This window comes from Pseudomonas entomophila L48 (assembly GCF_000026105.1).
Lineage (GTDB): Bacteria > Pseudomonadota > Gammaproteobacteria > Pseudomonadales > Pseudomonadaceae > Aquipseudomonas > Aquipseudomonas entomophila.
The window spans coordinates 4,207,777-4,233,836 of record NC_008027.1 but is presented as its reverse complement, the minus strand read 5'-3'; the positions used below and the strand labels follow the sequence as shown (position 1 = coordinate 4,233,836).

The window sequence follows — 26,060 nt, the reverse complement described above, 5'->3', positions numbered from 1 at the left end:
GAAGCAAGTGCCGGCCCTTGAGTGGCATTAGCCGCCAAGGGACCGGCAAGGTAATTCGTTTGTCGGTCAGCCCACGCCTTGCTGGACCAGGTGAGGTCTGGCAGCCATGTCAATTCCCAGCGCTTTCATTACAGTCAGGAATGACTTGAGCGTTGGATTGCCGTGTTCACTGAACGAGCGGTAAAGCTGTTCGCGAGACAGGCCTGTTTCCTTTGCCAGTTCACTCATGCCCTTGGCGCGAGCTACCACGCCTACGGCTTTTGCCACGTAGGCTGCATCCCCTGTCTCCAATGCATCGGTCATGAACTGCGCGATAGCTTCCGGGGAAGTCAGATAGGCGGCGGCGTCGAACTCATGGAACGTTTCAGTCATTTTGCATCCTCCACGACTGCAGGATCTGCCGGGCTGCCTTGATGTCCCGCTGCTGGCTGCCTTTGTCGCCGCCGCAAAGCAGGATGATCAAGGTATCGCCGCATTGGTGAAAGTACACCCGATAGCCTGGGCCATAATGGACTCTCAGCTCACTCATGCCATGGCCGACCGGTGAAACGTCACCCGCCAGCCCTTCCTTGAGCCGGTTGATTCGAGCGACGATTCTGGCCCTTGCCGTGGTATCCCGAAGCCCGATCAGCCAACGCCTGAAACTGCTGGATTCGATGGTTTTCATCGGGTGAATGTAGTTTATAAAATACAGCGGGAAAGGCCGCAAATGGTTTCTACCTTTTGCAGTCAGGGCTTTCCCTGTCAGGCCATTCGGGTTCCCGGTGGGCAGCCCTGCAAACTGCGGTTTCCCGTGATGACCAGCATGCCCGCCACGGTCAACCCTGCAGCCGCCAACATCAATGCAGGCTGCAGGCTGGCGCTGTAGTGGTTGCTCAATGCCGCCAGCAACGGCCCGCTCAACTGGCCAAGGGCAAAGCACGCGGTCAACAGGCCGGCATTGCGCTGCGTGGCATGGGGTGCCAATTCCCGCGAGCGCTGCATCACCAACTGCATGCAGGCCAGGAATGGCCCACCGCACAGCAATACCCCCAAGGCCAGGCCGAGGCCGCCGCCCAGCAGGCAGGCAAGTACGCCCAGCCCCTGCAACCACAGGGTTGCCGTCAGCCAGCCTGAAGTCCGCCCCGGGCGACGCAGGCTAACCAACAGCACCCCCAGCGCCGATGCCAACCCGAACGCTGGCCAGAACAGGTCGGCCAGCCATTGTCCTTGAAACTGCTGGCTGGCCATCTGCGACAGGAAGGTGGCCGGCAGGATGTAGCCAATCCCGTAGAGCGCATAGACCAGGCCCAGGCGGCCGATGCCGGTGACGCGCCGCTGACCACTGTCGACGGTGACTGCGGCGGCGGGTTCCAGTGCCTTTGGCAGCCACGGCAGCACCGCCAGCAGCATCACCAGCGCGGCGACACCATACACCAGCCACAGGGCCGCCGAGTTCAGCCCGAGCAGGTGCGCAGCCAAGGCCAGGGCGCCTGTCACTGCGATACCCACGCCCGGCCCGGCGAACACCAGGGCACCGAGGCGCTGTTGGCCATGGGCACTGGCCAACTGCTGGCTTAGGCTGGCGATCATCACCAGTACCCAGGCGCTGGCCACTCCCGTGCCGAAGCGCAGCAACAGGTGACTCCAGAAACCATCGGCGGCCCAGGAGGCCAGGGTCAGCAGCACGCACAGCCACAGGCCGCCGTGCAGGCGCAGGCGCACCTGGGCCGGCTGGCGGGCGAACATGCCGTCTACCGCGCCGAGAAAGTAGCCGAGGTAGTTGGCCGCGGCGATCAGGCCACCGGCGGTCAGGTCGAACTGGCCCTCGGTGATCAGCCGGGGCAGTTGCGGGGTGAGGGCGAAGCGGCCGATGCCCATGGCCATCATCAGCGCCACGGCGCTGGCCAGCAGTTGTACGAGGGGCGACATGGAAAGTCTCCTGCACGAAGGGATGTGATGGATGGCAGGGTAGGGCGCCTTGACTTTCAATAAAATTGAATAATGATGATCAAGTTGTTCTGTTTTGGAGAAGATCATGGAGTTCAGCCAACTGCGCATCTTCCAGGCCGTGGCCGAGGAAGGATCGGTCACCCGCGCCGCCGAGCGCCTGCACCGGGTGCCGTCGAACCTGTCCACGCGCCTGCGCCAGCTCGAAGAGCAACTGGGGGTGGAGCTGTTCCTGCGTGAACGTCAGCGCCTGCAACTGTCGCCGGCAGGCAAGGTGTTGCTGGACTACGCCAACCGCCTGTCCAACCTGCGTGACGAGGCCATGGCCGCCGTGCAAGGTGGCCAGCCAGCGGGGGACTTCGTGCTCGGCACCATGTACAGCACGGCGGCCATCCATCTGCCGGCGCTGCTGGCGCGCTACCACCAGGCGTATCCGCAGGTGAACCTGCAAGTCCAGGCAGCGCCCAGCGGCGAACTATTGGAAGGTGTGCTGAGCCACCGGATGGACGCGGCGTTGGTGGACGGCCCGCTCAACCTGGCCGGGCTGGACGGCATACCACTGTGCGACGAGACGCTGGTGCTGATCACCAGCCCCGAGCACCCCGCGGTGCACAGCGCCAAGGATGTCGCTGGCAAGGCGGTGTTCACCTTCCGCCAGGGCTGCTCGTACCGCATGCGGTTGGAGGCCTGGTACGCCCATGCCCACACGCCCATGGGCCGGGTGATGGAAATCGAGTCGTACCAGAGCATGTTGGCGTGTGTGATCGCTGGGGCGGGCGTGGCGCTCATGGCACAATCGATGCTCGACAGCCTGCCTGGGCGTGACCGGGTGCGCGCGCATCGGTTGCAGGCACCCTTCGATCACGCCGTGACCTGGTTGATGTGGCGCCAGGGCATGCGCGGTGCAAATCTGCAGGCGTGGATCGATTTGCAACAAAGCGAAACGATTGACCGGCCGTCGGATGCTGCGGCGTCCGCTTGATTCGGGTCAAAATCGCCCATATCTGTAAGATCAGAAGCATGCGCAGTACAGGACATAGGTCTATGATCTGTATGAAGCATCGCAGAATCGATTGACCGTGAGGCTGACCCGTCAAGGGGGCATTATGAACCAACGCATGTATAACTGGCTCCACGACCTCGCCGTCGCCCTGGGCTTGCTCCCGCCACCGCTGCAGCCGGTGCCGATTCCAACCGACGAAGAACAGCGCAAGCGCCAGCCGCGTCGCCGCTGAAACCAGGCAAAAGGCCGCCGCATCTGCACGATGCGGCGGCCTTTTGCGTTTCTGCTTCGCCGGCAAGCCGGCTCCTACACAAATCCTGTAGGAGCCGGCTTGCCGGCGAACATGTCAGGCGAGGTTGACTGCCGATACCGGCTTGCGCGAGGCCAGGCTGACCACCACGAAGCTCACCAGGCCGACGGCCAGGCTGTAGTAGATCGGCGAGTTGGCGTCCAGGCCATCCTTGAACATGAAGAACAGCGCAGTGGCGAAGCCCAGCGACATGCTGGCGATGGCGCCGGCGGTGGTGGCGCGCTTCCAGAAGATCGCCCCCATCAGCGGGATCAGCATGCCGCCGACCAGCAGGTTGTAGGCCAAGGTCAGGGCGCTGATCACATCGTTCACCGCCAGGGCGATACCCAGCACCACCAGGCCGGTGAGCAGGGTGAACAGGCGGTTGACGCCCAGGCTCGACTGCTTGCCGCCGCGCAGCTTGGGCAGCAGGTCTTCGGTCAGGGTGGTCGAGGCGGCCAGCAGGCCGGCGCTGGCGGTGGACATCATCGCGGCCAGGGCGGCGGCCATCAGCAGGCCACGGATACCTTCAGGCAACTGGCCCTTGATCATCTCGGCGAAGGCGTTGTTCGGGTTGGCCAGGTCCGGCATCAGCACATGGGCGGCCATGCCGATCATGGCGCAGGCCAGGCCGTACAGCACGCAGTAGATCCCGGCGGTGGTGCCGGCGCGTTGGCAGACTTTCTCGTCACGGGCGGTGAACACCCGCTGCCAGATGTCCTGGCCGATCAGGATGCCGAAGAAGTAGATCAGGAAGTAGGTGATGATGGTGTCCCAGCCGATGGTGGTCCAGCTGAAGCTGGCCGCCGGCAGCTTGGCCACCAGGGTGTCCCAGCCACCGGCCTTGTACAGGCACACCGGCAGCAGGATGAACATCAGGCCCACGGTCTTGATGATGAACTGGACGATGTCGGTCAGGGTCAGCGACCACATGCCACCGATGGTCGAGTACACCACCACCACGCCGCCGCCGAACAGCAGCGCCATCCAGAACGGCACGTCGAGCAGCACCTGCAGCACGGTACCCATGGCCAGGGTCGAGGTAACGCCGATCATCAGCGCATAGGCGAGCATGATCGCCGCGCTGGCCTGGCGCGCCATGGGGTTGTAGCGGCGCTCCAGCACCTGGGTCACGGTGAAGATCTTCAGGCGCAGCAGGGGTTTGGCGAGGAACAGGTTGAGAGCGATGATCCCCAGGCCCAGCGCGGCGCACAGCCAGAAGCCGGAGATGCCGTGGACATAGCCCAGGCGCACGGTACCGACGGTGGAGGCGCCGCCGAGCACGGTGGTGGCCATGGTGCCCATGTACAGGGTCGGGCCGAGGTTGCGCCCGGCCACCAGGTAGTCTTCATGGGTTTTTGCTCGCCGCATGCCGTACCAGCCAAGCCCGAGCATGCCGACGGCATAGATCAGTACAACGATGATGTCCAAGGCCATTGGGGGTCTCCCGATTATCTTTATTATGGCGAGATCGGCCGTCCGGACGGTGCAAGGCGCCCGGCGGTCCTGTCGTGTGTTGGCGGGCCTCTATGGCCCTCCCGAATGGCTCCTGCCGGGGTCAATCTTTCAGCGTGCTTTTCATTGCCTGTAGGAGCGGCTTCAGCCGCGAAGCAGGCACCGCCGTCTCTGGCACCTGCTTCGCGGGTGATCGCGGCTGAAGCCGCTCCTACAGGGGGAGGCTCGCCTTAGCGGCGCACCACGCCTGGCAGCACGCAGAGCATTTCGAACAACAGGTTGGCGCCCAGCAACGAGGTGTTGCCGGTGGTGTCGTAGGGTGGGGAGACTTCGACCAGGTCACAGCCGATCAGGTCCAGGCCGTGGCAACCGCGGATGATCTCCATCGCCTGGATGGTGGTCAAGCCGCCGATCTCCGGGGTGCCGGTGCCAGGCGCCCAGGCCGGGTCGATGCCGTCGATGTCGAACGACAGGTACACCGGGCCGCCACCGACCTTTTCACGCACTTCGGCCATCAGCGGTTCCAGCGACTTGTGCCAGCACTCTTCGGCCTGCACCACACGGAAGCCCTGGCGGCGGCTCCAGTTGAAGTCGTCGGCGGTGTAGCCCTGGGCGCGCAGGCCGATCTGCACCACGCGGTCGCAATCGAGCAGGCCTTCCTCCACCGCGCGGCGGAAGGTGGTGCCGTGGGCGATCTTCTCGCCGAACATATGGTCGTTGACGTCAGCGTGGGCATCGATGTGCACCAGGCCGATCTTGCCGTGCTTCTTGTGCAGGGCGCGCAGGATAGGCAGGGTGATGGTGTGGTCGCCACCCAGGGTCATCGGGATGACATTGTGCTCGACGATCTCGTCGTAGGCCTCTTCGATGATGCGCACGGCGTCCAGCAGGTTGAAGGTGTTGATCGCCACGTCACCGATGTCGGCCACCGACAGCGAGTCGAACGGGGCGGCGCCGGTGGCCATGTTGTACGGGCGGATCATCACCGACTCGGCGCGGATCTGCCGCGGGCCGAAGCGGGTGCCCGAGCGCAGCGAGGTGCCGATATCCAGGGGCACGCCGATGAAGGCGGCGTCCAGGCCCGCGGCGCTTTGCAGGTGGGGAAGGCGAAGCATGGTGGCGATGCCGCCGAAACGCGGCATTTCGTTGCCGCCCAGTGGTTGGTGGAGAATCTTGTCCACGGTGGGCCTCATCAGTCGGTCGATTGTTCTGTTTGTTCGAACCTGTGCCGCCGTGCACCTGGATGATCGGGTCATCTCGGCGGACAGGGACATTTCGCCGCAGTCTGCGCAAGGTAGTGCCCGGGAAGAATCGCTACCGACAAAAACTTAGTTCAGGATTTTCTGAACTATCAGCGCGAAGGCGAGTTAGACTCTGGCCATTTCCAGCCCGCGGACCCGTTGCCCCATGGCCTCATCGCTGCCCGACCTGAAACTGCTGCGGATCTTCGCCAGCGTGGTGCGCCACCAGGGGTTCGCCAACGCCCAGCGCGACCTCAACCTGTCGACTTCGGCCATCAGCACCTACATGAGCCAGCTGGAAAGTGCCCTGGGCATCGTGCTCTGCCATCGCGGCCGGGGCGGCTTCAGCCTTACCAGCAAGGGCGAGCTGTTCCACCAGGAAACACTGCGCCTGCTGGGCGAGCTGGACGGCTTCGAACAGTACGCGGCGGCGCTCAAGGGTGAGCTGCGCGGCACCCTCAACCTGGGGGTGATCGACTCCACCGTCGGCGACCGCGCCCTGCCGTTGGCCGAAGCCATCGGCGCCTACAGCCAGGAGCACCCGGCGGTGCACTTGCATCTGTCGGTCTCCAGCCCCTACGAGCTGCAACTGGGGGTGCAGGACAACCGCCTGGACCTGGCCATCGGTGCCTTTTCCTCGCGGATGAGCGGCCTGGTGTACCAACCGTTGTACCGCGAGCAGCACTGGCTGTATTGCAGCAGCCGCCACCCGTTGTTCGCCGAGCGGCGCATCCCGGAACCGGTGGTCACCCAGCAGCGCATGGTTGGGCGCGGCTACTGGAGCCAGGCCGAACTGGCCCGCCATGGCTTCAAGCACAGCGCGGCCACGGTGGAGAGCATGGAGGCGCAGCTGATTCTGATTCTCTCCGGCGCCTACATTGGCTACCTGCCCGAGCACTATGCCCAGGCCTGGGTCGACAAGGGCGACCTGCGCGTGTTGTCGCCGGCCACCTTTGGTTACCAGGCGCCGTTTTCCCTGATCATCCGCCGTGGTCGTAGCCGGGAACCCTTGATCCAGACGTTCCGCGACCTGCTCAAGAGCCAGCTCAACGTAGGCTGACCCAGGCCCTGCTCAGCACATTCTGTCAGGTCGAGTAAATTTCCTACAAAACTTGACCGCTGACGTGATGGCCTTCTGCTAAACATCTACTTGCTTTGATGATTTTTCCATTCATCTGGATAAGCAAGGGACCGCCAACGATGCGCATGAATTTGCCCGTCACTGAGCACGAAAGAACCTTCCCCCAACACCAGCGGCTGATTTCCACCACCGACCTGAACAGCCGCATCACCTACTGCAACGACGCATTCGTGGCCATCAGCGGTTTCACCTACGACGAACTGGTGGGCCAGCCGCACAACCTGGTGCGTCATCCCGACATGCCGCCGGCGGTCTTCGGCCATATGTGGGACACCATCAAGCAAGGCAAGCCCTGGATGGGCGTGGTCAAGAACCGCGCCAAGAACGGTGATTTCTATTGGGTCAGCGCCTATGTCACGGCGATCTACGAGAATGGCCGCATCAGTGGCTACGAGTCGGTACGCTCGGTGCCGACCCGTGAGCAGATCCGCCGGGCCGAAAATCTATATGCGCGCTTGCGCGCCGGCCGGTCTCCGGTGCCTCTGGCGGCCCGCCTGGGCCACGGCGTCGGGCATGGTTGGCCGCTGATCGGCGCTGGCCTGCTGTCGGCCGCCGCCTATCTCTGGTTACCCGCGTACGCGGCGCTCGGGGTGCTGATGGCCAGCCTGCTGGCGGCCTGGTACCTGGTCGAGCACCGGCAGAACCAGGCCATCCGCCGCACGCTCGAAGAGCACCCCAAGGCGTTCACCAGCCCGCTGGTGGCCCTGACCTACAGCGACAACCCCGGCCTGCAGGGCCAGCTCGACCTGGCCATCATCAGCGAAGAGGCGCGCCTGCAGACCGCGCTGACGCGCCTGGTGGACGCCGGGGTCGGGGTCAAGTCACGGGCCGCGCAGTCCTCGGACCTATCCGGTGCCCAGGCGCAGATGCTCGACCGCCAGCGCAGCGAGACCGACCAGTCGGCCACGGCCATCGCGCAGATGGCCGCGACCATCCAGCAGGTTACCCACAATGTGCAGAGCACGGCCCACGCCGCCAGCGATGCCGACCACCTCGCCCAGCAGGGCAGCGAGCTGGCCGAGCAGAGTCTGCGGGCGATGGGCAGCATGCGCGAGGCGGTCGGCGATATCGGCCAGGCGGTCAATGCGCTGGCTGAGCAGACTCAGTCGATTGGCGGCGTGGTGGATGTCATCACCTCGATTGCCGAGCAGACCAACCTGCTGGCGCTCAATGCCGCCATCGAGGCGGCGCGGGCTGGCGAGCAGGGCCGGGGCTTCGCGGTGGTCGCCGACGAGGTCCGCTCGCTGGCCCAGCGCACCCGTACTTCGACCGAGGAGATCCATCACATCATTGCCAGCCTGCGCAGCGGCGCCGACCGCGCGGTGGCCAGTGCCAGCCGTGGCCAGCAGATCTCCCAGGACAGTGTGCACAGTGTCGAGGCCGTGCAGGAGGCGCTGGCCGGCATTGCCCAGGCGGTCAGCCGCATCACCGGCATGAGCCAGCAGATGGCCACGGCGTCCGAGCAGCAGAGCCATGTGGCCGAAGATATCAACCAGCAGATCGTGCGCATCGCCCACCTGTGCGATGAAAGTGCCGGGCAGGCCAAGCAGGGCGCCGAGATCAGCCAGGACCTGGAGCGCATGGCGGAGTACCTGCACAGCCTGGCGGAGCGGTTCAATCGTTGAGGCCTGTTCGCCGGCAAGCCGGCTCCTACCCGGTCTGGTGTTGGAGCCGGCTTGCCGGCGATGGGCTGCGACGCAGCCCTGTGGCAAACTACGCGCCCGAAGGAGCCCTCCATGTCCAGACCTCGCTGCGGCCGCTGCCTGCGTCCGCTCTCCCATTGCCTCTGCCCGCTGATTCCACGCCTCGACAGCTGTACCCGAGTGATCGTCTTGCAGCACCCCAGCGAAACCTCGCACGCCCTGAATACCGCGCGGCTGGCGGCGCTTGGCCTGGTCAACGCTGAACTGCGGATCGGCGAGGTGTTCGACGACCTGGAAGCACTGCTGGCCACGCCAGGCTACCGACCGGTGCTGCTGTTCCCTGGAGAGGGGGCCGAAGTGCTGCAGGCTTATGGAAGTGATGACAGCCTGCCGCTGCTGTTGATCGTCCCCGATGGCACCTGGCGCAAGGCGCGCAAGATGCTGTACCTGAACCCGTTGCTCGAGGCGCTGCCACGGGTGACGTTGGGCGATGTTCCGCCCTCGCGCTACCGCTTGCGCAAGGCGCCGGAGCCGGGCGCTCTGTCGACGCTGGAGGCGGTGGTGCAGGCGTTGAACGTGCTGGAGGCGCCGACCGGTTTCGATGCCTTGCTGCGCCCGTTCGAGGCGTTGATCGAAGGGCAGATCGAAGCCATGGGGGCCGAGACCTATCAACGTAATCATGGGTAGACCTCTGTAGGAGCGGCTTTAGCCGCGATCACCCGCGAAGCGGGTACCAGGCACCGCGTCGCCTTTATCGCGGCTGAAGCCGCTCCTACAGGGGGGTGGCCTCACCGCTCTCGCAACGCCTCCGTTCGTGCCTTCAGCACCGGCTTCAACAGATAGTCCAGCACGCTCTTCTGCCCGGTGATGATATCCACCGTGGCCACCATCCCCGGGATGATCAGCAACGGCTTGTTATCCCCACCCAGATGGTTTTTCTCCGTGCGCACCTGGATCAGGTAGAACGCATTGCCCTTGTCATCGGTCACCGTGTCGGCGCCGATCAGCTCCAGCTTGGCCTTGAGCCCGCCGTAGATGGTGTAGTCATAGGCGCTGAACTTGACCATCGCCGTCTGCCCCGGATGCAGGAACGCCACGTCCTGTGGCCGTACCTTGGCTTCGATCAGCAGGTTGTCCTCGATCGGCACGATCTCCACCAGGTCGCTGCCGGGCTGCACTACGCCACCGATGGTGTTGACCTTGAGCAACTTGACGATGCCGCGCACCGGTGACACCACGGTGGTGCGGTTGACCCGGTCGTCGATGGCGATGCTGGTGGCGGTGATCTTCGACAGCTCCGTGCGTTTGTCGTTGAGCTCCTTGGCGGCGTCGGAGCGAAAGCCCGCGTCGGCTTCCTGGATCTTGCTCCTGATCTCCGCCACCGCGGCTTCGGCGCGGGGGATTGCCAGGCTGGTGGCGTTGAGCTGGCCGCGAGCCTCGACGGTGCGCTGCTTGAGGCGCAGGATTTCCACCGGTGAGATGGCACCCTTGCCCACCAGCGGCGAGGACATGTCCAGCTCCTGCTGCAGCAGGCCCAAGGCCGACCGGTATTGATCGACCTTGGAGCGGAACTCGGCGAGTTCCTGGGTCTTCTGTCGCAGCTGTTCATTGAGCGTTTGTTTCTCGCTGGCCAGGCGGCGCTGGCGCGAGTCGTACAGGGCGGCTTCGTCCTCGGCCACTTGCGGTGCCTTGGCACGCACCTCATCCGACAGCGCGAAGGGGCGGCCTTCTGACTCCGCCGACAGGCGTTCGACCTGGGCGGTGAGGGCGTAGCGGTCGGCTTCGCTTTCGCCTTTGTTGGATTTGAAACGCGTGTCGTCCAGGCGCAGCAACGTCGCGCCCTTGTCCACCATCTGCCCTTCGCGCACGAAGATCTCGGTGACGATGCCGCCCTCGAGGTTCTGTATCACCTGCACCTTGCTGGAGGGGATGGCTTTGCCCTCGCCGACGGTGACTTCGTCGAGCACCGCGAAGTTGGCCCAGGCCAGCGCCACCAGCAGCAGGGTCGCGGTCAGCCACACGGTCAGGCGTGACAGGCTCGGCGAGTCCTGCAGGGTGGCGCCGGCCAGTTCCGGCATGTAGTCGCGTTCGGCGCGCTTGTCGGTGCCGTGGAGGTAGCTGCGGATGCTGTGGCTGAGGGGCATGTCTCACCTCCAGGAAAATTGGCCCTCTGTGGGGGCGGGTTTTCGTGTCACAGCGCAGCACCGATACGGCCCTTGCGCAACGCATCGATCACTGCGTCCTTCGGCCCGTCGGCAACGATCTTGCCGTTGTCCAGCACCAGCAGCCGATCCACCAGGCTGAGCATCGAGGTGCGGTGGGTCACCAGCAGCAAGGTCTTGCCCGGCACCCAGGCAAGCAGGCGCTGGCGCAGTTGCTCCTCGCTGCTGTTGTCCATGTGGCTGGTGGGTTCGTCGAGGATCAGGATCGGCGGCTCCAGCAGCAGCGCCCGGGCCAGCAGCACGGCCTGGCGCTGGCCGCCGGAAAGCAGCTGGCCACGCTCGCCCACCGGGCGGTCGAAACCTTGCGGGTGCTGGCGGGCCAGTTCGCTGACGCCGGTCAGCTCCGCGACTTCGAGCATGCGCGCGTCGCTGACATGGCGCGCGCCCAGGGTGAGGTTGTCGCGCAGGCTGCCGGCCAGCAGCGGCAGGTCGTGGGCCACGTAGCCCAGCTGGTTGCGCAGGTCGGCGATGTCCAGTTGGCGCAGATCGAGGTTGTCCAGCAGCACCTGGCCTTCGTCGGGGTGGTGGAAGCCCATCAGCAGCCGCGCCAGGGTGCTCTTGCCCGAACCGCTGCGGCCGATGATGCCGATGCGCTCGCCAGGCTTGAGCACACAGTTGACGTCATTGAGCGCCGGGGCGGTCTGCCCGGCGTAGCGGAAGGTGGCGTGGTTGATGCTCACGCCGCCCTGCAGCGCGGTGTGATCCAGCGCCTGGTGTTCAGGTTGGCGTTCCTGGGGCAGGCTCATCAGCGCGTCGGTGCTGCGCATGGTCAGCTGAGCCTGCTGGTAACGGGTGATCAGCCCGGCGATCTGCCCCAGCGGCGCGAGCACGCGGCTGCCGAGCATGTAGCTGGCGACCAGGGCGCCGACACTCAGGTTGCCGGCAATGATGCTGTACACCCCGGCGACGATGGTGGCCATGCCACAGAACTGCTGGATGAACAGTGTGCCGTTGCTGGCCAGGGCCGACAGGTTGCGGGCGTGGGCATCGAGGCGGGCGATGGCGCCGTTGGTGTGCTCCCACTGGTACTGGCGCTCGCTTTCGGCGCCGCAGGCCTTGAGGGTTTCCAGGCCACCCAGGGTCTCGATCAGCAGGGCCTGGCGCACCGCGCCCAGGCTCAGGCTCTTCTGCACGGTGTCGCGCAGGCGTACCTGGATGAACAGCGCCAGGCCCATGGCCACCGGGAAGGCGACCAGCGGGATCAACACCAGCCAGCCACCGAGCAGGCCGATCACCAGCAGCATCAGGGCGACGAAGGGTAGGTCGATGATGCTGGTCAGGGTGACCGCGGTGAGGAATTCACGCAGGCCCTGGAAGTCATGAATGCTTTGCGCGAAGCCGCCGATGGTGGCGGGGCGGGCCTTCATGCTCATGCCAGTGATGCGTTCGAACAGGGTGGCGGAAAGGATCAGGTCAGTCTTCTTGCCGGCCTGGTCGAGCAGGTGGGCGCGGACCATGCGCAGCACCAGTTCGAAGGCGGTACCGATAAACAGCCCGGCAACCAGCACCCACAGGGTCGACAGTGCCTGGTTGGGCACCACGCGGTCGTAGGTCTGCATCACGAACAGGGGCACCATCAGCCCTAGCAGGTTGATCAGCAGGCTGGCCAGCAGGGCATCGCCATACAGCCAGCGGGAGTGGCGCAGGGTGTCGCGGAACCAGGCGTTGACCCGCGGTAGCAGCGGGGCGCGCACCTCCTCCAGAGAATGACGGGGACGAGCGAACAGGACCTGGCCGCTGTAGGCCTCGGCCAGCGCCTCGCGCTCGACCCACTGCTCGCCGCCGTCAGCTTCGCAGGGCAGCAGCAGCGCACGGCCATTGTCGCCCCAGCGTTGCAGCACCGCACTGCGGCCATCGTTGAGCATCAGCAAGACCGGCAGGTTGAGCGCCGAGATGGCGTCCAGCTCACGGTGCAGCACCCGCGCCTGCAACCCGGCCTTGGCCGCGGCGCGCGGCAGCAGGGCCAGGCCCAGGCGCTGGTCGGCCAGCGGCAGGCCACTGCACAGGCTGGCGCGGCTGGCGGGGCAGCCGTGCAGCTTGCACAGGATCAGCAGGCCATCGAGCAACGGATCATCCACATCCAGGCGCGGTTGCGCGCTTTGCATACTGGTCACGATGGCCTACTCCTGTCGCGTTGGACGCTGGCGGGCAGCCTGTTGCGGCGAACCTCAACGCATGTCGGGCAACCTCGCCTCGTTGCGCACTTCGGTCTTGGCAATGGCTTCCGGCGGCAACGAGATGCGCTGCTTGCTCAGCAGCTCACCCATGTTGGCCAGCAGGCGGTACATGGAGAACTCTTCGGTGTAGCGCACTTCGGTGTAGCGTCGGTTGGCGTTGTACAGCTCGTTCTCGCTGTCGAGCACGTCGAGCAGGGTGCGCTGGCCCAGGCCGAACTGGTCCTGGTAGGCGGCGCGCACGCGCTGGGTGGTCTCGGCGTACTCGCGCGCGCTCGGTAGCTGCTTGCGTGCATTGTTCATGGCGTTCCAGGCCAGGCTGAGGTTCTCGTTCAGCTCGCGCAGGGCGTTGTTGCGGATATCCATGGCCTGGTTGATCTTGTGCGCGTCGGATTGCAGGCGGGCCTTGTCGCTGCCGCCGCGGAACAGGTTGTAGCTGAGCTCGACGCCAGCCTGCCAGTCGTTGTTGTCGTGGCCTTTCTGGCCACCGATGTTGTTGTTGGCGCCGGTGGCCAGCACGGCGTCCAGGCGCGGGTAGAAGGGCGACTTGGCCACTTCGTATTGCTGCTCGGCCGACTGCACATCGGCCTGGGCCGACTTGAGGTAGGGGTTGTTCTCCAGCATGCCCTGGCGAGCGCCCTGCAAGTCAGTCGGCACTTCACCCTTGATGGTGGCTGGGGCTTCCAGTTCATCGGGCATGCGCCCGATCACACTGAAGAAGTTGGCTTCGGCGTCGGCCAGGTCGACCTCGGCAGTGTCCAGGTTGTTCTCGGCCAGGGCGCGACGGGCGCGGGACTGGTCGAGGTCGGCGGTGCTGCCCACGCCGCGCTCGCTGCGCAGGCCGATCTGGTCGTTGACCCGCAGGTGCGCCTGCAGGTTGTTCTTGGCCAGGGTCACCAGTTCGCGGCGTTTGAGCACTTCGAGGTAGACCTCGATGGCGCGCAGCGCCACGGTCTCGGCGGTGGCCTGGGTGTAGTAGGCGCGCGACGTGGCGACCGCCTCGGTGCGGCCGACTTCGTTGGCGGTGTTGAAGCCGTCGAACAACATCTGCCGCAAGCGCAGCTCGGACTGGGTGTAGTTCAGTGTTTCCTTGTTGTGGTTGCGCGTGCCGTCGGCATTGAAACCACGGGTATTGGTGTTGTCCGAACGCTGCCGGCCATACCCGGCCACCAGGTCGACGGTCGGGTAGTACCCCCCGCGGGCAAATTTCACATCTTCGTCGGCGGACAGCCGGCTGTTGCGGCTGGCACTGATTTCAGGATGCTGGTCCACGGCGCTCTGGACGGCCTCGGTAATCGACATCGCCTGAGTGTTGGCACACGCCATGGCCAACAAAATCGCACTGGTGATGGGGGTTAAAACGCGCATGGGGTACTTCTCCCTGGTCTTAAAAAATGTCCTGCGATCGCCAATAAAATGACGAAATATAAGAATCAAACCGTTTCAGGTTTGTAACAACAGAGCTAAGAACATTTATAAGGCGAGCTAAGAAGAAATTTTCATAAGGTATATGCGAAAAAAAACTTATGCGGTCTAAGGAATCCGCGACATTGTTTCATTCAAGTGGTTACGGGAACCGGCTGGGACAGGCGTTTTTCGGGCCTCGGAGAAAGATCCATATTTTTTGCAGCTAAGGAAGCAGGGGAGGAAGGCGAAAGCGGAATTTGGCGACAAAAATTTGGCATCGAATGATGGCCACTGTCCAGTACCGCTATCGCGGAAGTCGTCACAGGGAGCGTGATCACCCACGCACGTGACAGCAACGATCCGGCTGCCCTGTGCGTCGGGCATTGCATGCATGACCCGCCAGCCTTGGACTGCGAGAAACCCATCGGCAGGGGAGGCGTGCGCTCATGGCTAAGTTACTCGGTGTGGTCAGCAAGGTCGTCGGCCAGGTATTCGCAGTGGAGGGTGATGGCCATCGTCGGCTGGTGGTGGAGGGTGATCGCCTGTTCGCCGGCGAACAGCTGGAAACGGGGGGCGCCGGCGCGGTGGCCGTGCGTTTGCAGAACGGCGGTTTGTTGACCCTCGGGCGTGACAGCAGCCTGGCGTTGAGCCCGGAACTGTTGGCCAGCCACTCGCAACCTGCCCATGCACCGAATGCGGCGCCCAGCGATGCCCTGCTCAGTGATGTCGAGCGGATGCAACGGGCCATTGCCGCAGGGGCCGACCCGACCAAGGAAGGCGAAGCGCCCGCGGCGGGTGGGCACCATGGCGCCTTCAATGGCGAACTGGGGGGCGGGCACAGTTTCGTGCTGCTGACCGAAGTGGCCGCGCGCGTCGATCCCACCATCGGTTTTCCCACCGCGGGTTTCAATGGCATCCCCGAGCTGGACAACCGTTACCTTGGCGAACTGGACCCGCACAATGACGAGGGGGCGCCGGCAGTACCTCCGCGACTCACACCTGTCCCCGAGGTGGTGGACAACCCCGTCACGCTCAATGGCTTGAATGCTCAGCCAGGCGAGCTGTCCCTGTCCGAAGCCAGCCTGCCGCAAGGCTCGGCGAGCAATCCGGCGGCACTGACCCAGTCCGGCAGTTTCACCGTCGTGGCGCCGGATGGCGTGTTCAACCTCAGTGTCGGCGGCATCAATGTGGTCACGGCGGGCAGCGTGACCGGCGTGGGGCATTCGATCGTGACGGGGCTTGGCAACCTGCTCACCATCACCGGCTACAACCCGGCGACCGGCGTGGTCAGTTACAGCTATACCCTGACGGGCGCCGAACAGCACCCCAGCGGCGACAACACCCTCGGTGAGCATTTCCCCGTGCTGGCCAGCGATAGCGACGGCGATGTCGCCAGTGGTTCGCTGGATGTGATCATCCTTGACGACGTGCCCAAGGCGGTGAACGACAGCAACCCGGTGACCGCCACCGAGCAGCATCCGGAGCTGAGCGGCAACGTGCTGGGCAATGATATCCAGGGCGCCGACCGCATCCCCAGCGGGCCGGTGGTGGCGGGCACCTTCGTGGGGACCTACGGCACTCTGGTACTGGCGGCGGATGGCTCCTACACCTACACCCTCAACCCCGATGATGCCGACTTCAAGAACCTGCACGGTGGTGGCAATGGCGTAGAGCACTTCACCTACACGCTGAAGGATGCTGATGGCGATACCAGCACGGCGATACTGACCCTCAATGTCAGCAACCTTAACGACCCGGTCACCCTCGGTGGCCTGGGTGTGGAAGGTGGCGAGCTGACGGTGTTCGAGAAGCACCTGGCCGACGGCAGCGCACCGAACCCTGGCGCGCTGACCCAGAGTGGCACGTTCACGCTTACCGCGCTGGATGGCCTGCAGACCCTCAGCGTGGGCGGCATCAGCGTGGTTAGCGGTGGTGTGGCGGCAGGCTTCCCGCAGTCGATCACCACGGCACTGGGCAACACCCTGACCATCACCGGCTATAACCCAGCAACCGGCGTGGTCAGCTACAGCTACACCTTGCACGCAGCCTCGGATGCCAATGGGCTCAGCGAGCATTTCACCGTGACGGCCACCGACGCCGACGGCAGCAGCGCCAACGGCACCCTGGACGTGAACATCGTCGACGATGCGCCCAAGGCGGTGAACGACAGCAACCCGGTGACCGCCACCGAGCAACACCTGGAACTGAGTGGAAATGTGCTGGGCAACGATACCCAGGGCGCCGACCGCATCCCCAGCGGCCCGGTCGTGGCCGGCACCTTTGTCGGCACCTATGGCACCTTGGTACTGGCGGCAGACGGTTCCTACACCTACACCCTCAATCCTGAGGATGCCGACTTCAAGAACCTGCAAGGTGGTGGCAATGGCGTGGAGCAATTCAGCTACACGCTGAAGGACGCCGACGGCGACACCAGCACGGCGACCCTGACCCTCAACGTTGGCAACCTGAATGACCCGGTGACCTTGGGTGGCCTTGGTGTGGAAGGCGGCGAGCTGAAGGTTTACGAGAAAAACCTCGCCGACGGCAGCGCTCCCAACCCAGGTGCGCTGACCCAAGGCGGCACGTTCAGCGTGACCGCCCTCGACGGCCTGCAGAGCCTGACCGTGGCGGGCATCACAGTGGTGAGTGGCGGCGCTCCCGCAGGTTTCCCCCAGTCGATCACCACACCCTTGGGCAACACCCTGACCATCACCGGCTATGATCCGGCGACCGGTGTGGTGAGCTACACCTACCAGTTGCTGGACAACGAGGGCCATGCCACGGGGCAGGGCGCCAACAGCCTGGTCGAACAGTTCGCCGTCAGTGCCGTGGACACCGATGGCAGCAGCGCCAGCGGCACCCTCGACGTGAGCATCGTCGACGATGTGCCCAGGGCGCATTGCGACTTCGCCGATGTCACCGAAGGCGGCAGTGTCAGCGGCAATGTGCTGGCCAACGATGTGATCGGCGCCGATGGGCGTGGCGACGGCCAGTATGTGGTCGGTGTGCGCGCAGGGCACGACACCTCGACTTCGGCCAGCGGGCACGTGGGCGACCAGATCCAGGGCCTGTACGGTTACCTGGTGCTTGATGCCCAGGGCATGGGCACCTACCACGCCTACGCCAACCAGGATCTGCCGCAGTGGGCCAGCGACACCTTCGTCTACACCATTCGCGACGCCGACGGTGACGAGAGCACCGCCACCATCACCATCAACCTGCAGGACAGCAAGCTGCTGGCGGTGGTCGACGATGAGGTGAAGGTCTTCGAGAAAGCGCTCGACCTGAACAAGGATGGCAATGACCTGGCCGGGGGCACGGTCACCGGCAGCAGTCCCGGTTCAACTGCGGAAACCGCATCCGGCTCGTTGGCAGGTTCGGTCAGCGGTGGTGTGGGTGCCCTGACCTACAGCCTGATCGGCAACGCGGTAGGGCAATACGGTCAGCTTCAACTGAACGCGGACGGCACCTACACCTACACCCTGACATCGGCGCCGACCTCACCCAATCATGTGAACGACGGCCCGAATATCGTGACCGAGAGCTTTACCTACCAGGTGAAGGACTCGCTCGGCAACGCGACCACCAGCACCATCGTCATCAGCATCGTCGACGATGTGCCCAAGGCCCACTGCGACTTCGCCGACGTCAGCCAGGGCGGCAACGTGAGCGGCAATGTACTGGCCAACGATGTGATCGGCGCCGACGGCCGCAATGACGGCCAGTACGTGGTCGGTGTGCGCTTCGGCCACGACACCTCGACTTCCGCCATCGGCCATGTCGGCGACCCGATCCAGGGCCTGTACGGTTACCTGACCCTCGACGCCCAGGGCAATGGCACCTACCACGCCAACCCCAACAGTGTGCTGCCACCGTGGGCCACCGACCACTTCGTCTACACCATTCGTGATGCCGATGGCGACGAAAGCACCACCACCATCACCATCAACGTGCAGGACAGCAAGTTGCTGGCCACGGTCGATGATGAGGTCAAGGTCTTCGAGAAGGCCCTCGACCTGAACAAGGATGGCAACGACCTGGCGGCGGGCCATATTACTGGCAGCGAGCCGGGTTCCACTGCGGAAACCGCTTCCGGTTCGCTGGTGGGGTCGGTCAGCGGCGGCGTGGGTGGTTTGACCTACAGCCTGGTGGGCAATGCCGTGGGCCAGTACGGTCAGATCCAGTTGAATGCGGACGGCACCTACACCTACACCCTGACCTCGGCACCGAACTCGCCCAATCATGTGAACGACGGCCCGAACACCGTGGCTGAAAGCTTCACCTACCAGGTGAAGGATTCGCTGGGCAATACCTCCACCAGCACCATCGTCATCAGCATCGTCGACGATGTGCCCAGGGCGCAGAACGATTTCGCTGGCGTGCAGCAGGGCGGCAACATCAGCGGCAATGTACTGGCCAACGATGTAATTGGCGCCGATGTGCGCGGCGATGGCCAGTACGTGGTGGGTGTGCGGTTCGGCCACGACACCTCGACTTCCGCCAGCGGCCATCTGGGTGAACAGATCACGGGGCTGTACGGCTACCTGACCCTCGATGCCCAAGGCAACGCCACCTATCACGCCAACCCCGACAGCGTGTTGCCACCGTTTGCCGCCGACAGTTTCGTCTACACCCTCCGTGATGCCGATGGTGACGAGAGCACCGCTGTCATCCGTATCAGCGTGCAGAACAGCCAGCTGGTCGCCAGCCAGGACAACGACGTCACGGTCTACGAAAAAGCGCTGGACCTGCACAAGGATGGCAATGACTTGGCGGCTGGAAGCGTAACGGGTAGCGAGCCGGGCTCGACCGGCGAAACCGCTTCCGGCAGCCTGGTGGGCTCGGTCAGCGGAGGGTTCGGCGCCCTGACCTACAGCCTGGTGGGCAACGCCACGGGCCAATACGGCCAGATCCAGTTGAATGCTGACGGTTCCTACACCTACACCCTGACCTCGGCGCCGAAAACGCCAGGTGGCACGAACGACGGTGCCAACACGGTCGTCGAACAGTTCACCTACAAGGCTACCGATGCCCTGGGCAACAGTGTGATCAGCACGATCGCCATCAACATCGTCGACGACGTACCCAAGGCCGAAAGCGCGGTGCGCAGCATCACCCCGGGCGAGGTGGACTCCAACATCCTGCTGGTGGTCGATGTCTCCAGCAGCATGAACTCGGGGTCTGGTGTACCGGGCCTGACACGCCTGGAGCTGGCCAAGCAGGCCATCAACACCTTGCTCGACAAGTACGATGACATGGGGGACATCAAGGTCCAGATCGTCACCTTCTCCACCGGCGCGACGATGCAGACCCCGGTGTGGGTTTCGATCAGTGAAGCCAAGAGCCTGATCGCCGGGCTCACGGCCGGTGGCTCGACCTACTACGACTCGGCTGCAACCAAGGCCCAGGAAGCCTTCGTCAGCGCGGGCAAGCTGGTGGGGGCGCAGAATGTCAGCTACTTCTTCTCGGACGGCGAGCCCAGCGGTGGTCACTCGATCACCGCTGTCCGCGAAACCACCTGGGAAACCTTCCTCGACGACAACGGCATCAAGTCCTTCGCTGTCGGCATGGGCAGTGGCGTGAATGCCGGCAACCTCGACCCGCTGGCCTACGACGGCAGCAGCCACACCGACACCAACGCGGTGGTGGTCACCGACCTCAACCAGCTGGGTGCGGTGCTCTCCGGCACCGTGCAAGGGGCGCCCATCACCGGCAGCCTCATGAGCGGTGGCGACTTCGGTGCCGATGGCGGTTTCATCAAGGTACTGGTGGTGGATGGCACCAGCTACACCTACGATCCAAAGGCCAATGCCGGGCAGGGGGGCTATGCCGCCAGCGGCGGTGTGGACAAGGCTGTGTTCGACACAGCCAGCAACAGCCTCGGCATCAAGACCAGCCTGGGCGGTACCTTGCTGGTGAACATGGATACCGGCGAATTCACCTACACACCGCCGAAGGATGGCGGCGCCGGCCAGGTGGAGAAATTCTCCTTCACCGCCAGTGATAACGACGGCGACACCAGCAGCGCCACGCTGACCGTGAACATCAACGGCAACGCCGCCCCCGTGGCCGGTTCCGACCACATCATCACCAACATCAGTGGCGCCACGCTCAGCGTCCCGGCCGAGGCACTGCTGGCCAACGACAGTGATGCCGACCATGATCGGCTGAGCGCCGCGCCAACCACCTTCAACACCGGTTTCGCCGACAAGGGCGCAGGTTTCACCGCCGGCACCCAGGCCCAGACCCTTCAGTTCGACGGCACGCCGAACAAAACCGAGAACCAGTTCCGCGATCTGGCGCGCAGCGAGTTCACCAGCCTGTCCGGGACCATGACCGCGGCGCTGGTGGTGGCGGGCTACCTTGGCATGATCAGCAACAGCAACGCCAACGATGAGGACACGCTGACCGTCACCTTGCGCAAGGGCGAAACCCTCACCCTCGACCATGACCGCCCCGCCGGCAACCTGATGATGGAGTGGAAGGAGGCCGGCGGCAGCTACCAGGGCATCGCCGATGGCGGCAGCTTCACCGCCAGTCATGACGGGGTGTACAGCATCCACCTGGTCAACACCGACAATGCCACGGGCAACAGCAAGGCCGCCGAGAACTACAAGCTCAGCCTGGTGGTGGACTACAGCAACGCGGTCAACGAGGTGGTGCATGACACCTACACCGTCAGCGACGGTCACGGCGGCTCAGCCACCGGTAACGTCGATATCACCTACCAGCCCGGTCATGTGCTCGACGGTACGGCAGGTGATGATGTGCTGCTGGCCGGGAGCGGTGACAACACCTTGAACGGTGGCGCCGGCAACGATGTGCTGGTGGCGGGAACCGGCAATGATCACCTCTATGGTGGCGAGGGTAACGACCTGCTGATCGCCGGGCCAGGCAACGACCTGCTGGACGGAGGCCCGGGCAGTGACACGGTCAGCTTCGCCAAGGCGGGGGCTGGCGTGGTGGTGGACCTGGGCCATGCCGGTGCGCAGAACACGGTGGGGGCTGGCGTGGACACCCTGACCAGCATCGAGAACCTGATCGGCTCGGAGTACAACGACACGCTCATCGGCAACGGTGGCGACAATGTGCTCACCGGTGGTGCGGGCGACGACACCCTGACCGGTGGCGGCGGCAACGATACCTTCGTCTGGCAGAAGGGGGACAGCGGCCATGACACCGTGACTGATTTCACCCCGGGTAGCGACCGGCTTGATCTGTCACAGCTGCTGCAGGGTGAGAGCGCCACCAGCGCTTCACTGGACGACTACCTGCACTTCAAGGTCAGTGGCACCGGCAGCAACGTAGTGTCGACCATCGAAGTCAGCAGCGTCGCCGGCGCGGCGCCGACCCAGACCATCGACCTGGCCGGTGTCGACCTGGCGCAGCATTACGGGGTGACGGCCGGCGCTGGCGGGGTGGTGGCCCCAGGGCATGACACCGCGACCATCATCAACGGCATGCTCAACGATCATTCGCTGAAGGTGGATACCGTGTGAGGCCTGTAGGAGCCAGTCTTGCTGGCGAACCGCGGTTCGCCAGCAAGACTGGCTCCTACATCGAACGGTGATCAACCCGGCCGGTGCAAGGTTTTCTGCTTGAGGATGTAAGCGCTGACCAGCACCGCGCTGGTCAGCATGAACAGCCGCGCCCAGAACAGCGGCACCAGGTAGCACGACAGGCCGATGCTCGCCCACATCAGGCCGATGGCGTACACCTTGCCCTTGAGCGGGATCCCTTCGCCACTGAGGTAGTCGCGAATCCACGGGCCAAGCCTGGGGTGGTTGACCAGCCAATCATGGAAGCGTGGCGAGCTGCGGGCAAAGCAGGCCGCGGCCAGCAGGAGGAACGGGGTGGTGGGCAACACCGGCAGGAAGATACCCGCCACCCCCAGCGCGACACTGAGCCAGCCGATGGCCAGCAGCAGGTAGCGCACCACGTCGATCAGTGGTGACGTGGCTTGAGCAGGGCAGGCTTCTCGTCTGGAGCGTGCAGCAGCAGGAACAATGCACTCAGCGCCTCGGGGATCTGCACGATCATGTCGTCCTGCAGGTTGGCGTTCTTGGCGATGTCCTCGAACTCCGGCTGTTCATCGAACAGGCCGGAACCGACCATGATCGGCAGCAGCATCTCGCTGACTTCTTCCTCGGCGTTCTCGAACCACGCCTCTTCACGCAGGAACACGCCCTCCATGAAGCCGATGCACCAGCCGCGCAGGTCGGAATCGTCCGGCTCGTCGGTCAGGTCCAGGTCGCAAGGCAGGTCGAATTCTTCGTCACTGGCCAGTTGGCGGGCAATGTGGCCCTTGAGCGCGACCAGGGTGGCTTCGATTTCGGTGCGCTGGGCGTCGCTGGTGTAGTGAGGCTCTTCGGCGAACAGTGCGTCGATCCATTCGCGTTCTGGAACTTCCTCGGAGCAGATCGACAGCGCGGTCAGGTAGCCGTGTGCGGCGACGTAGTCCAGCGCTTCTTCGTGCAGCTCATCGGCGTCGAGGAAGGCTTGCAGGCGGGTCAGTTGCTCGGCGAAGGACATTACAGGGCTACCTTGGGGAATAAACGATGGTGAATTCTAGCACCTTGCGGCGCTCGGGGGGCAAAGGGAACGTCTGTCACCGGGGCATGCCGGGTAGTGGGGCAGTCGGGTATACTCCGCGCTTTTTCATGTTGGGTGGTAATTTCGCGCCGCCTGGCAAAAACCGCTTACGCATTCGTTGCGCGCGCGGCGGATTTATCGTCCAGCCTGAGTCGGGGTTGGTACGGCGATTTTGGAGTGGCAAATGCTCGAACAGGCTCAGCGCGTCCTCAAGGATGTCTTCGGTTACGACAGTTTCCGCGGGCGCCAGGCTGCGATCATCGAATGTGTGGCCAACGGCGGCGACGCCCTGGTGCTGATGCCCACTGGCGGCGGCAAGTCGCTGTGCTTCCAGGTGCCAGGCTTGCTGCGCCCGGGCCTGACGGTAGTGGTGTCGCCGTTGATCGCGCTGATGGACGACCAGGTCGCCACCCTCGACGAGCTGGGCGTGGCCGCCGCCGCACTCAATTCCACCCTCAGCCCGGAGCAGCAGCGCGACTTGGCCGGGCGCCTGCGCCGTGGCGAGGTAAAGATGCTCTACCTGGCGCCTGAGCGCCTGGTACAGCCGCGCATGCTGGAGTTCCTGCGTGGCCTCGAGGTTTCCCTGTTCGCCATCGACGAAGCCCACTGCGTTTCGCAATGGGGCCACGACTTCCGTCCGGAATACCTGCAGTTGGGCCAGCTCGCCGAGCTGTTCCCCCACGTGCCGCGCATCGCCCTCACCGCCACCGCCGACATGCGTACCCGCGAGGAAATCGTCCAGCGCCTGCACCTGCAGGGCGCCGAGCGCTTCCTGTCGAGCTTCGACCGGCCGAACATCTTCTACCGCATCGTGCCCAAGGAGTCGCCGCGCAAGCAGTTGATGGCGTTCCTCGGCGAACGGCGTGGCAACGCCGGCATCGTCTACTGCCTGTCGCGCAAGAAGGTCGACGAGACCGCGGCGTTCCTCTGCGAGCAGGGCTTCCCGGCGCTGCCGTACCATGCAGGCCTGGCCGCCGAGACCCGCGCGGCCAACCAGCACCGTTTCCTCAACGAGGAAGGGCTGATCATGGTCGCCACCATCGCCTTCGGCATGGGCATCGACAAGCCCAACGTGCGCTTCGTCGCCCACCTCGACCTGCCCAAGTCGCTCGAGGCCTACTACCAGGAAACCGGCCGCGCCGGTCGTGACGGCCTGCCGTCGGATGCCTGGATGGCCTACGGCCTGCAGGACATGGTGATGCTCAAGCAGATGCTGCAGAACTCCGAAGGCGACGAGCGCCACAAGCGCATCGAGCAGCACAAGCTCGACGCCATGCTGGCCCTGTGCGAAGAGACCCGCTGCCGTCGCCAGTCGCTGCTGGCCTACTTCGATGAAGTGCTGGAGCAGCCCTGCGGCCATTGCGACAACTGTGTCGACCAGGTGCAGACCTGGGATGCCACCGAGCCGGCGCGCCAGGCGTTGTCGACGGTGTTCCGCACCGGCCAGCGCTACGGCGTGGGCCACTTGGTCGATGTGCTGCTGGGCAAGGATACCGAGAAGGTGCGCAATTTCGGTCACGAGAAGCTGTCGGTATTCGGTGTCGGCAAACCGCTGGCCGAGGCCGAGTGGCGTTCGCTGTTCCGCCAGCTGGTGGCGCGCGGCCTGGTGGACATCGACCTGGAAGGCTACGGCGGCCTGCGCCTGTCCGACAGCTGCCGGCCGCTGCTGCGCGGTGAAGTGACGCTGCAACTGCGCCGCGACCTCAAGCCGCAGACGGTGGCCAAATCCGCCGGCAGCAGTGGCGGCAGCCCGGCCAGCCAGTTGGTGCGCGCCGAGGAGCGCGAGCTTTGGGAGGCGTTGCGCACCCTGCGGCGCAAGCTGGCCGAGGAGCACAGCGTGCCGCCCTACGTCATCTTCCCCGACTCGACCCTGCTGGAGATGATGCGCAGCATGCCCACCAGCCTCAGCGACATGGCCCAGGTCAGCGGTGTCGGCGCGCGAAAGCTGGAGCGCTACGGCCAGGCATTCCTCGAAGTGCTCAACGGTGCCGGTGGCACGGAGGAGGCACCGAAAGTGGTGCTGGACCTGCGCCACGAGCTGGTCAGCCTGGCCCGCGCCGGCATGACCCCAGCGCAGATCGCCGGGCAGCTCAATTGCAGCGAGAAGAACGTCTACAGCCTGCTCGCCGAAGCCATCGGCCGCCAGGAGCTGGGCCTGGAGCAGGCGCTGGATCTGCCGGAAGACCTGATGATGGAAGTGCAGGACGCCTTCCTCGATGGCGAGGGCGAACTGCCACCAGTCTCCGCCGTGGCGCCGCTGTTCGGTCCGCGGGTTCCGGAAGGTGTCCTGTATTGCGTCAGGGCGGCGTTGGCGGTGGAGTTCGGGCTCTGATAGCCGGCATTTGTGCCATTTGCTGATCTTTGTCATGCCCTGGCCGGATTATCCGACGTTTCCACTCGGCTGAATGTTGCCTGATCGGCCGGGGCATGGTTAGCTGACTAATAATTAGTTCTATTCAATGAGTTGCTTATGCCCCTGACCGACAACCAACACCGCTTCGGCATGCAGCTGGCCCAGATGTCCCGGGGTTGGCGCGCCGAACTGGACCGCCGCCTGGCCGGGCTCAACCTCTCCCAGGCGCGTTGGCTGGTGTTGTTGCACCTGGCGCGTTTCGACGAGGCCCCCACCCAGCGTGAGCTGGCCCAGAGTGTCGGCGTTGAAGGCCCGACCCTGGCGCGCCTGCTCGACAGCCTGGAAAGCCAGGGCCTGGTGCGCCGCCAGGCGGTGATGGAAGACCGCCGTGCCAAGAAGATCGTACTGTGCCCACCGGCCAAGCCGCTGATCGACCAGATCGAGACCATCGCCAATGCCCTGCGTGCCGAGCTGTTCACCGGGGTCGACGAGGCTGACCTGGAAGTGTGCATGCGGGTGCATGCGAAGATCCTCGGTAATCTCGAGAAGTCTTGAAGGCGGGGCCGCCTTTCGCCGGCAAGCCGGCTCCTACAGATAATGCATAACCTGTA

18 protein-coding genes and 1 pseudogene are annotated in these 26,060 nt (G+C 64.6%); 9 read left to right on the top strand and 10 right to left on the bottom strand.

The window, feature by feature from the left end; genetic code table 11:
* Window positions 1–66: 66 nt before the first annotated feature.
* From PSEEN_RS18190 to PSEEN_RS18180, 3 genes are all read right to left on the bottom strand, one after another.
* Window positions 67–372, bottom strand: a complete 306-nt coding sequence (locus PSEEN_RS18190) for an addiction module antidote protein (RefSeq protein WP_011535020.1) — start codon at window positions 370–372, stop codon at window positions 67–69.
* Entirely contained in the window at window positions 365–667 is a 303-nt protein-coding gene (locus PSEEN_RS18185; RefSeq protein ID WP_011535019.1) for a type II toxin-antitoxin system RelE/ParE family toxin, read from the bottom strand. Before PSEEN_RS18185 ends, PSEEN_RS18190 begins: the two co-directional genes overlap by 8 nt.
* A 77-nt stretch (window positions 668–744) precedes the next feature.
* Window positions 745–1,911 carry a YbfB/YjiJ family MFS transporter gene (locus PSEEN_RS18180; RefSeq protein WP_011535018.1) on the bottom strand — a complete coding sequence of 389 codons (1,167 nt, stop codon included), beginning with the start codon at window positions 1,909–1,911 and terminating at the stop codon, window positions 745–747.
* Between the two features lie 106 nt (window positions 1,912–2,017).
* On the opposite strand from PSEEN_RS18180, the gene ptrR reads away from it, so the two are divergent.
* Window positions 2,018–2,911 carry a putrescine utilization regulator PtrR gene (ptrR, locus tag PSEEN_RS18175; RefSeq protein WP_011535017.1) on the top strand — a complete coding sequence of 298 codons (894 nt, stop codon included), beginning with the start codon at window positions 2,018–2,020 and terminating at the stop codon, window positions 2,909–2,911.
* Window positions 2,912–3,035: 124 nt separating this feature from the next.
* Complete coding sequence (locus tag PSEEN_RS27125) at window positions 3,036–3,164, top strand: PA1414 family protein (RefSeq protein WP_256660254.1); 129 nt, start codon at window positions 3,036–3,038, stop codon at window positions 3,162–3,164.
* A 114-nt stretch (window positions 3,165–3,278) separates the two neighbouring features.
* On the opposite strand, the gene PSEEN_RS18170 is transcribed toward PSEEN_RS27125, so the two are convergent.
* Complete coding sequence (locus PSEEN_RS18170; protein WP_011535015.1) at window positions 3,279–4,658, bottom strand: sodium:solute symporter family protein; 1,380 nt, start codon at window positions 4,656–4,658, stop codon at window positions 3,279–3,281.
* A gap of 248 nt (window positions 4,659–4,906) precedes the next feature.
* Window positions 4,907–5,857, bottom strand: a complete 951-nt coding sequence (gene speB / locus PSEEN_RS18165; RefSeq protein WP_044488326.1) for an agmatinase — start codon at window positions 5,855–5,857, stop codon at window positions 4,907–4,909.
* Between the two features lie 226 nt (window positions 5,858–6,083).
* On the opposite strand from speB, the gene PSEEN_RS18160 reads away from it, so the two are divergent.
* The 4 genes and pseudogenes from PSEEN_RS18160 to PSEEN_RS18150 all read left to right on the top strand — a co-directional run bounded on the left by PSEEN_RS18160 (window position 6,084) and on the right by PSEEN_RS18150 (window position 9,388).
* Window positions 6,084–6,977 carry a LysR family transcriptional regulator gene (locus tag PSEEN_RS18160; RefSeq protein WP_011535013.1) on the top strand — a complete coding sequence of 298 codons (894 nt, stop codon included), beginning with the start codon at window positions 6,084–6,086 and terminating at the stop codon, window positions 6,975–6,977.
* A gap of 98 nt (window positions 6,978–7,075) precedes the next feature.
* Window positions 7,076–7,420: pseudogene (locus tag PSEEN_RS27375) on the top strand (PAS domain-containing protein); the annotation flags it as partial.
* Between the two features lie 234 nt (window positions 7,421–7,654).
* Window positions 7,655–8,683, top strand: a complete 1,029-nt coding sequence (locus tag PSEEN_RS18155) for a methyl-accepting chemotaxis protein (RefSeq protein ID WP_373694299.1) — start codon at window positions 7,655–7,657, stop codon at window positions 8,681–8,683.
* A 111-nt stretch (window positions 8,684–8,794) separates the two neighbouring features.
* On the top strand, window positions 8,795–9,388 hold the full coding sequence (locus PSEEN_RS18150; RefSeq protein ID WP_011535011.1) for a tRNA-uridine aminocarboxypropyltransferase: 594 nt from the start codon (window positions 8,795–8,797) through the stop codon (window positions 9,386–9,388).
* A 101-nt stretch (window positions 9,389–9,489) separates the two neighbouring features.
* Here PSEEN_RS18150 and PSEEN_RS18145 read toward each other — a convergent pair whose 3' ends face one another.
* The 3 genes from PSEEN_RS18145 to PSEEN_RS18135 form a co-directional block, all read right to left on the bottom strand.
* A complete protein-coding gene (locus tag PSEEN_RS18145) occupies window positions 9,490–10,845 on the bottom strand; it encodes an HlyD family type I secretion periplasmic adaptor subunit (protein ID WP_011535010.1) in 1,356 nt (451 codons plus the stop codon).
* A 47-nt stretch (window positions 10,846–10,892) separates the two neighbouring features.
* Window positions 10,893–13,028 (bottom strand): type I secretion system permease/ATPase, encoded by a 2,136-nt coding sequence (locus tag PSEEN_RS18140; protein ID WP_086009447.1) that lies wholly within the window; start codon window positions 13,026–13,028, stop codon window positions 10,893–10,895.
* Window positions 13,029–13,091: 63 nt separating this feature from the next.
* Complete coding sequence (locus tag PSEEN_RS18135; protein WP_011535008.1) at window positions 13,092–14,465, bottom strand: TolC family outer membrane protein; 1,374 nt, start codon at window positions 14,463–14,465, stop codon at window positions 13,092–13,094.
* 485 nt (window positions 14,466–14,950) lie between these two features.
* Here PSEEN_RS18135 and PSEEN_RS18130 point away from each other — a divergent pair, with 485 nt between their 5' ends.
* Window positions 14,951–22,003, top strand: coding sequence for a retention module-containing protein (locus PSEEN_RS18130; protein ID WP_011535007.1), 7,053 nt, complete (start codon window positions 14,951–14,953; stop codon window positions 22,001–22,003).
* A gap of 71 nt (window positions 22,004–22,074) precedes the next feature.
* Here the strand turns inward: PSEEN_RS18130 and PSEEN_RS18125 are convergent, their stop codons facing one another.
* Together PSEEN_RS18125 and PSEEN_RS18120 are read right to left on the bottom strand one after the other, a co-directional pair.
* Entirely contained in the window at window positions 22,075–22,440 is a 366-nt protein-coding gene (locus PSEEN_RS18125) for a YbaN family protein (RefSeq protein WP_044488323.1), read from the bottom strand.
* An 8-nt stretch (window positions 22,441–22,448) separates the two neighbouring features.
* Window positions 22,449–23,036: a YecA/YgfB family protein gene (locus PSEEN_RS18120; protein WP_011535005.1), complete on the bottom strand. Its 588-nt coding sequence runs from the start codon at window positions 23,034–23,036 to the stop codon at window positions 22,449–22,451.
* Window positions 23,037–23,280: 244 nt separating this feature from the next.
* Here PSEEN_RS18120 and recQ point away from each other — a divergent pair, with 244 nt between their 5' ends.
* Both recQ and PSEEN_RS18110 read left to right on the top strand, forming a co-directional pair.
* Window positions 23,281–25,428, top strand: coding sequence for a DNA helicase RecQ (gene recQ, locus PSEEN_RS18115; protein WP_011535004.1), 2,148 nt, complete (start codon window positions 23,281–23,283; stop codon window positions 25,426–25,428).
* Between the two features lie 138 nt (window positions 25,429–25,566).
* Window positions 25,567–26,004: a MarR family transcriptional regulator gene (locus PSEEN_RS18110; protein ID WP_011535003.1), complete on the top strand. Its 438-nt coding sequence runs from the start codon at window positions 25,567–25,569 to the stop codon at window positions 26,002–26,004.
* Window positions 26,005–26,060 lie beyond the last annotated feature (56 nt).